The organism is Roseateles saccharophilus, from assembly GCF_004342485.1.
GTDB classification, from domain to species: domain Bacteria; phylum Pseudomonadota; class Gammaproteobacteria; order Burkholderiales; family Burkholderiaceae_C; genus Pelomonas; species Pelomonas saccharophila.
Genome location: NZ_SMBU01000077.1, coordinates 1 through 4,958, shown reverse-complemented (window position 1 = coordinate 4,958; position 4,958 = coordinate 1). Strand labels below are relative to the sequence as shown.

The 4,958-nt window shown below is 63.3% G+C and carries 6 protein-coding genes; 1 reads left to right on the top strand and 5 read right to left on the bottom strand.

What is annotated here, in order from left to right:
• From EV671_RS26260 to rpsL, 4 genes are all read right to left on the bottom strand, one after another.
• The coding region (locus EV671_RS26260; protein WP_005434227.1) for a GTP-binding protein at positions 1-95 on the bottom strand (95 nt) is incomplete at its 3' end.
• Between the two features lie 122 nt (positions 96-217).
• Positions 218-2,323 carry an elongation factor G gene (fusA, locus tag EV671_RS26255; RefSeq protein ID WP_132576853.1) on the bottom strand — a complete coding sequence of 702 codons (2,106 nt, stop codon included), beginning with the start codon at positions 2,321-2,323 and terminating at the stop codon, positions 218-220.
• A 69-nt stretch (positions 2,324-2,392) separates the two neighbouring features.
• Entirely contained in the window at positions 2,393-2,863 is a 471-nt protein-coding gene (gene rpsG / locus EV671_RS26250) for a 30S ribosomal protein S7 (RefSeq protein ID WP_056194782.1), read from the bottom strand.
• Between the two features lie 144 nt (positions 2,864-3,007).
• Positions 3,008-3,382: a 30S ribosomal protein S12 gene (rpsL, locus tag EV671_RS26245; RefSeq protein ID WP_056194784.1), complete on the bottom strand. Its 375-nt coding sequence runs from the start codon at positions 3,380-3,382 to the stop codon at positions 3,008-3,010.
• A gap of 160 nt (positions 3,383-3,542) precedes the next feature.
• Here rpsL and EV671_RS26240 point away from each other — a divergent pair, with 160 nt between their 5' ends.
• Entirely contained in the window at positions 3,543-3,989 is a 447-nt protein-coding gene (locus EV671_RS26240; protein WP_132576852.1) for a putative toxin-antitoxin system toxin component, PIN family, read from the top strand.
• Between the two features lie 167 nt (positions 3,990-4,156).
• Here EV671_RS26240 and tnpC read toward each other — a convergent pair.
• Positions 4,157-4,958: IS66 family transposase (tnpC, locus tag EV671_RS26235; RefSeq protein ID WP_132576851.1), on the bottom strand; the 802-nt coding region annotated here is incomplete at its 5' end.

The following is a 4,958-nucleotide window of genomic DNA, read 5'->3' as shown; positions in this document are numbered from 1 at the left end:
ATCGCGGCCGTCAGCGTCGTCTTGCCATGGTCCACGTGACCGATCGTGCCCACGTTCACGTGCGGCTTGGTCCGTTCAAACTTGCCTTTTGCCATTTCAAATCTCCAAAAAGAGCATCTCGCCAGTCTGTTGGTTTAGCGTTTCCGTAGTGCCCGTGATTCCCGCCGACTGGCGAAACGGGCGGGCAGCTACGAAGACGATTCGGTTCAGCAGTCGATCAGGACTTGCCGCGCGCCGTGATGATGGCGTCGGCCACGTTCTTCGGAGCTTCGCTGTAGTGCTTGAACTCCATCGTGTACGTGGCACGGCCTTGCGACATCGAGCGCAGGGTCGTCGAGTAGCCGAACATTTCCGACAGCGGAACTTCGGCCTTGATGACCTTGCCGCCACCGACCATGTCGTCCATGCCCTGCACCATGCCGCGACGGCTGGACAGGTCGCCCATCACGTTGCCGGCGTAGTCTTCAGGCGTCTCGACTTCCACAGCCATCATCGGCTCCAGAATCACCGGCGAAGCGCGGCGGCAGGCTTCCTTGAAGCCCATGGAGGCGGCCATCTTGAACGCGTTTTCGTTCGAGTCCACGTCGTGGTAGGAACCGAAGGTCAGCGTGGCCTTGACGTCGACGACCGGGAAGCCGGCCAGCACGCCGTTCGGCAGGCTGTCGATGATGCCCTTCTCGACCGCGGGAATGTATTCGCGAGGAACCACACCGCCCTTGATGGCGTCGACGAACTCGAAGCCCTTGCCCGGCTCTTGCGGCTCGAGCGTCAGCACGACGTGACCGTACTGGCCCTTACCACCGGACTGGCGAACGAACTTGCCTTCGACGTCGGTCGCAGTCTTGCGGATGGTTTCGCGATAGGCCACCTGCGGCTTGCCGACGTTGGCCTCCACGCCGAACTCACGCTTCATGCGGTCGACGATGATTTCCAGGTGCAGCTCGCCCATGCCGGAGATGATGGTCTGGCCGGACTCTTCATCGGTGCGTAGACGGAAGGACGGGTCTTCCTTGGCCAGACGGCCCAGGGCGATGCCCATCTTTTCCTGGTCAGCCTTGGTCTTGGGTTCCACGGCCTGCGAAATCACGGGCTCGGGGAAGACCATCTTCTCCAGCGTGATGATGCTGTCCGGGTCGCACAGGGTTTCGCCCGTGGTGACGTCCTTCAGGCCCACGCAGGCGGCGATGTCGCCGGCCAGAATTTCCGAGATTTCTTCACGCTGGTTGGCGTGCATCTGCAGAATCCGGCCAATGCGCTCTTTCTTGCCGCGGATCGGGTTGTAGACGCTGGCGCCCGACTGCAGAACGCCGGAGTAGACGCGCACGAAGGTCAGCTGGCCGACGTAGGGGTCGGTCATCAGCTTGAACGCCAGCGCAGCAAACTTCTCGTTGTCATCGGCCTTGCGGACGACGGGCTGGTCGTCTTCGTCGGTGCCCGGCACCGGCGGCACGTCGATGGGCGACGGCATGAAGTCGATGACGCCGTCGAGCATGCGTTGCACGCCCTTGTTCTTGAAGGCGGTACCGCAGAACATCGGCTGGATTTCAGCGGCGATGGTGCGCTTGCGGATGGCGGTGATGACTTCTTCCTCGGTCAGGTCGCCCGACTCGAGGTACTTGTTCATCAGCTCTTCGCTGGATTCAGCGGCGGCTTCGATCAGGTTCTCACGCCATTTGACAGCGTCGGCCTGCAGGTCGGCCGGGATGTCTTCGTACGTGAACTTCATGCCTTGCGAGGCCTCGTCCCAAATGATCGCCTTCATCTTGATGAGGTCGATCACGCCGGTGAAGTTTTCTTCAGCGCCGATGGGGATGACGACGGGCACGGGGTTCGCCTTGAGACGCAGCTTCATCTGGTCGTAGACCTTGAAGAAGTTCGCGCCGGTGCGGTCCATCTTGTTGACGAACGCGAGGCGGGGCACCTTGTACTTGTTGGCCTGGCGCCAGACGGTTTCCGACTGGGGCTGCACGCCACCGACGGCGCAATAGACCATGCAGGCGCCGTCCAGCACACGCATCGAACGCTCGACTTCAATCGTGAAGTCAACGTGTCCGGGCGTGTCGATGATGTTGATACGGTGCTCGGGGCGGGCGAGGTCCATGCCCTTCCAGAAGCAGGTCGTCGCGGCCGACGTGATCGTGATGCCGCGCTCTTGCTCCTGCTCCATCCAGTCCATCGTGGCGGCGCCGTCGTGCACTTCACCGATCTTGTGGTTCACACCGGTGTAGTAGAGGATGCGCTCGGTCGTGGTGGTCTTGCCGGCATCGATGTGCGCGGAGATACCGATGTTGCGGTAGCGCTCGATGGGGGTTTTGCGGGCCATGGTTTGCTCCAGAAGACAGGAGCCGCCAGCGGGTTGGTGTAAACCCGAGGCGGCCGAAAGACGGTGAGTTTAGAAGCGGAAGTGCGAGAACGCCTTGTTGGCTTCGGCCATGCGGTGAACTTCGTCGCGCTTCTTCATCGCGCCGCCGCGGCCTTCTGCGGCCTCCAGCAGTTCGTTGGCCAGACGCTGGGCCATCGACTTCTCACCGCGCTTACGCGCCGATTCCTTCAGCCAGCGCATGGCGAGGGCCATCCGGCGGACGGGGCGAACTTCCACGGGAACTTGGTAGTTCGCACCGCCGACACGGCGGGACTTCACTTCAACCATGGGCTTCACGTTGTTCAGGGCGACCATGAACACTTCCAGCGGATCCTTGCCGATCTTCTTCTCGACCTGCTCCAGCGCACCGTAGATGATGCGCTCGGCGACGGCCTTCTTGCCCGATTCCATGATGACGTTCATGAACTTGGACAGATCGACGGAACCGAACTTGGGGTCCGGCAGGATCTCGCGCTTGGGTACTTCGCGACGACGTGGCATGGGATTCTTCCTTCTGCTTCAGTTGGAGGGGCTTGTCGCCTCGCTCCGCTGGACAACCACCGACATCTGGGGCCATCCACTTACTCGGCCAGATTGGCCGCAACAACGTTGGGTCAGCTGCAAAGCTGGGCCCGAACAGACGATTTACTTCTTCGGACGCTTCGCACCGTACTTGGAGCGCGACTGCTTGCGATCCTTGACGCCTTGCAGGTCGAGCGAACCGCGGACGATGTGGTAACGCACACCGGGCAGGTCCTTCACGCGGCCGCCGCGCACCAGCACGACACTGTGCTCTTGCAGGTTGTGGCCTTCGCCGCCGATGTAGGAGATGACCTCGAAGCCGTTGGTCAGGCGCACCTTGGCGACCTTACGCAGAGCGGAGTTCGGCTTCTTCGGCGTGGTGGTGTAGACGCGGGTGCAGACACCGCGGCGCTGCGGGCAGTTCTGCATCGCAGGCGACTTGGACTTGGTGACCTCGGCCTCTCGACCGTGGCGCACCAGCTGATTGATGGTTGGCATAAACGACTTGTTCCCGTTTGAAGTCAGTGACCTCCGCGTTTTTTGAGCGCGCACGAACGCGCCGCCCAAAAGGCGAAGAGCCGAGGATTGTAGACCGCCACAAGTTTGGGCACAAGTGCCCGCCTCGAAGTGGCTCGCCGCTGCGGGTAAGCTGGCGGCCATGTCCCTGTCGCACCTGCCCTGCGGCGCCGTACCGGCCGCCGTCATCGACACCCAGGTCGTCATGGACTGGCTGGTGTTCCGCAACCCGGAGGTGCAGCGCCTGGCCGATGCGGTCGTCGGCGGCGCCCTGCGCTGGCTGGTGGCGCCGGCGATGCGCGACGAACTGCGCCATGTGCTCGGCCGCGGCGTCGCCCAGCGCTATGCCCCCGACCTGGCCTACATCGAGGCCAGCTTCGACGCCCACGCCACGCCGGTCGAGACCACCGAGCCCTCGCCGCGCCTGGTCTGCCGCGACCCGGACGACCAGAAGTTCATCGACCTGGCCCTGGCCGCCCAGGCCCGCTGGCTGATCTCGCGTGACAAGGCCCTGCTCACGCTGGCCAGGCGGGCCCGGCCGCGCGGCCTGCTGATCCTGCCGCCACGGCTGTGGACACCGGACAACTGATCAGAACTCCATCACGGCCATGCAGGGGTGGAACTTGGCGAAGAACTCGACGAGCTGCTTGCGGTTGAGCTTCCTGCGGAACACGGCCAAGCCCTTGCGGTCCTGGCCGTGCAGGTGAAACGTAAGCGTTCCGCGAACGACAGCCTTGCGCCAATTGACGCACTGAATTAAGCAGCTTGGGCGATGGCCGTGGCTGGCACGGAGGCAGGCGTTTCGGGGGAGGCGCTGGCAGTGGGCGGCTTCCAGTTGTGCGGCAGCAGCTGCGCGAGATCGCGATCCTTCAGCGTCGGCAGCCGCTCGAACACGTCCTTGAGGTAAGCCCACGGATCGTGCCCGTTGAGCTTTGCCGACTCGATCAAGCTGAGGATATTTCCGGCGCGTTCGCCGGCCTGTTGCGAGCCCACGAACAACCAATTGCGGCGACCCACGGCGAGCGGTCGTATCGAGTTCTCTGCCGTGTCGATCGGCACATTGCCGTCGTCCAGGAAGCGGATGAGCGTCTTCCAGTTGCTCAGCGCGTAGTCGATCGCCTTGGCGGTGGCGTCCGCCTTCACCAGACCCTGGCGCTTTGCCACGAGCCAGGCGTGCAGAGCCTCGACGACCGGCTTCGAACTTTGCTGTCGCTTGCGCTGTCGCTCTGGCGGCGCCAGGCCCCGCGCCTCGCGCTCGAGTTGGTAGAGCTCGCCGATCAACACCACCGCCTGTCCGGCGATTTCGCTGCCCGTGTCGCGGTGCGCCTCGAACAGTTTTCGCCTCGCGTGCGCCCAACACAGTGCCGCTGTCACGCCGCCGCGGTGCAGGGCGTGATATCCCGAGAAGTCGTCGGTGACCGTCGTGCCCTTGAAGTCTTGGAGCACTCTTCGAACGTTCTCGCCCGAGCGGTCTTTGCAGAAGTCGTAGTACACCGCGCGTTGCGACACGAAGTTGGTCGTGCGGTAGACCCACACATAGGCCTTCTTCGTCTTGCCC